Genomic DNA, 2,461 nt, shown 5'->3' on the forward strand with positions numbered 1-2,461 from the left:
CTACTATAATTTGTTTAGATTTTTTACTTCCATAATATTTAGCTATATCAGGATTTTTTTCTAACTCAATGTTATTTAAATCATAAGAAGAATTTTTCTTGATTTTCTCTTTGCTATAATATTTAGGTTTGTAATCTGCTGGAGCAGCGGCCTTAATTAAAACATCAGCATTATCAAAATACTTGCCAACTTGGTCAAACATATCCTGAGTGGTCTTTATTCTTACAAAATTATCCACTTTTGGTATTTCTATATTTGTTGGACCTGAAATTAAAGTTACATTAGCTCCTCTTTTTTTAGCTCTTCTAGCTATGGCATAACCCATTTTACCAGAAGAATGATTAGATAAAAACCTAACTGGATCTATAGGTTCTATAGTTGGACCAGCAGTAATTACAAAATTTTTACCTTCAAAATCTTTTGCAGTTAAACATGTATCAATTTCATCAACAATTTCTTTAGGAGATAGCATTTTACCTTCGCCCACATCTTTACAAGCTAACACATCTTTTTCTGTATCTAAAACAATAATGCCTCTATCTTTAAGAGTCTTCATATTTTTTTGATTAGCAGGAGAATTTAACATATAAGTATTCATAGCTGGAGCAATTATAACTTTACACCTTGATGCCATAAAAACAGTTGACAGCAAGTCATCTGAAATTCCGTTTGCAAATTTTCCTATAATATTTGCAGTCGCTGGAGCTACTACAATTATATCAGCCCATTTTGCTAAAGATATATGCCCCACATCCATGTTAGTTAATTGATTAAACAATTGATCATAACAAATATTGCCTGACATAGTTTGCATAGTTAATGGACTTATAAATTTCTTTGCAGCTTCTGTCATTATAACTTTAACCTCTGCTCCTTGTTTTCTTAAAATCGAACAAATGGATGGAGATTTATAAGCTGCAATCCCTCCTGTAACACCTAGAAGAATCTTTTTATTTCTTAGCATATTATTCCTCTTCTTGTGGTGAATCCTTTATTTCATTTCTAAGTTTTTCTTCTAATTCTAATCTTTCTACTGCAATTTTTTCTTCATATTCTTTGTCGCTCATTTCTTGACCAAAAATTATTTTTCCTTCCATCACTTCTTCTAAAGCGACAGAAACAGGTTTTTTCATATCAGTATCAACTAAAGCTTTTTGACCGTCTACTAATTTTCTGGACCTTTTTGAAACTAACATACAAAGTTCATATCTTGAATCAGATTTTTCCATTAATTCTTTAAATGAAGGTATATTCATTAAATCTTCTCCTTTTCTTTTAGAACTTCACTTTTAATATCCTTATGTCTTTTTACTCTTAATTTTTCAGCAGCTATAATATTTTCAATATCTATTACAGCCTGACTTACTTTATCGTTAATAACAAAATAGTCATATTCACCTACAAAATCAAGTTCTCTAAAGGCATTTTTAAATCTTGTATTAATCTCTTCCTCAGACTCTGTATCTCTTTTTACTAATCTGTTTCTTAATTCTTCCATAGTTGGTGGAATTAAGAATATAAAAACAGCTTCCTTATATTTCTTTTTTATCTGTAATGCACCTTGAACGTCAATTTCAAGTAGTACAATTTCCCCATTTTCAATCTGGTCAAAAACAAATTGTTTGGGTGTTCCATAGTAATTGGTATGAACAAAAGCATGCTCTAATAATTCATCTTTTTCAACCATTTGTTCAAATTTAGTTTTACTAACAAAAAAGTAATTTTCTCCGTTAACTTCTCCAGGTCTTGGAGTTCTTGTAGTAACAGAAGTTGAAAATACAATTTCTTTATTTTCTTTCATTATTGCTTGACTTACAGTTCCCTTACCACTTCCAGATGGACCTGATAGTACCAATAAAAATCCGCCGCTCAAATTACACCTCTATACTTATCTACTCAATATTTTGGACTTGTTCTCTAATTCTTTCTACTTCAGATTTAACAAGAACAACATTATTTAAGATATCAATATTATTGGATTTGGACCCAATAGTATTGATTTCTCTATTAATTTCTTGCAATAAAAAGTCCAATTTTCTACCAATACTTTCTTCTAAATTCATTATATGATTAAATCTATCTAGATGAATTTTTAGCCTAGTGATTTCCTCATCAATAGAAAGTTTATCTACTAGCAAAAAACATTCTGTTGCTATTCTTTGTCTATCAATTTCACTTTCATCTAAATAATTATTTAATTTGTTCTTTAATTTTTCTTCATTTTCCTTTAGGGAAATTGGTGAAAGTTCTTCAACTTTTGCAACTATATCTTTTATACTTGATAGTTTAGTTTTAAAATCTTCCTTAATGGCTTGACCTTCACTTAATCTTGAAGTAATAAAAGATTCTAATGTATTTGTTAAAGTTGTAAATAATAAATCTTCAAGCTCCTTAGAAACCTCATTATCTTCACTTTCAACTAATACTCCAGGCATAGTAATAATATCTTTTATAGATAAAT

Annotated in this window: 4 protein-coding genes; all 4 read right to left on the minus strand. The window is 29.1% G+C overall.

What is annotated here, in order from left to right; all coding sequences use genetic code 11:
* Positions 1-964 (minus strand): bifunctional phosphopantothenoylcysteine decarboxylase/phosphopantothenate--cysteine ligase CoaBC (gene coaBC, locus HMPREF9131_RS00285; protein WP_009344721.1); only part of this gene is annotated, 964 nt, incomplete at its 3' end.
* A gap of 1 nt (position 965) precedes the next feature.
* Entirely contained in the window at positions 966-1,256 is a 291-nt protein-coding gene (rpoZ, locus tag HMPREF9131_RS00290; protein ID WP_009344723.1) for a DNA-directed RNA polymerase subunit omega, read from the minus strand.
* The gene (gene gmk / locus HMPREF9131_RS00295; RefSeq protein WP_009344722.1) at positions 1,256-1,873 is read right to left on the minus strand and encodes a guanylate kinase; all 618 of its coding nucleotides are present in this window, start codon (positions 1,871-1,873) and stop codon (positions 1,256-1,258) included. Before gmk ends, rpoZ begins: the two co-directional genes overlap by 1 nt.
* A 19-nt stretch (positions 1,874-1,892) precedes the next feature.
* On the minus strand, positions 1,893-2,461 hold a 569-nt coding region (locus tag HMPREF9131_RS00300; RefSeq protein ID WP_009344720.1), incomplete at its 5' end, for a YicC family protein.

The sequence above is a fragment of the Peptoniphilus sp. oral taxon 836 str. F0141 genome (assembly GCF_000179335.1).
Taxonomy (GTDB): Bacteria; Bacillota; Clostridia; order Tissierellales; family Peptoniphilaceae; genus Peptoniphilus_A; species Peptoniphilus_A lacrimalis.

What these genes read in the sequence shown, in the direction of transcription:
- rpoZ (WP_009344723.1), bottom strand. Translation starts at nt 1,256, where the DNA reads ATGAATATACCTTCATTTAAAGAATTAATGGAAAAATCTGATTCAAGA.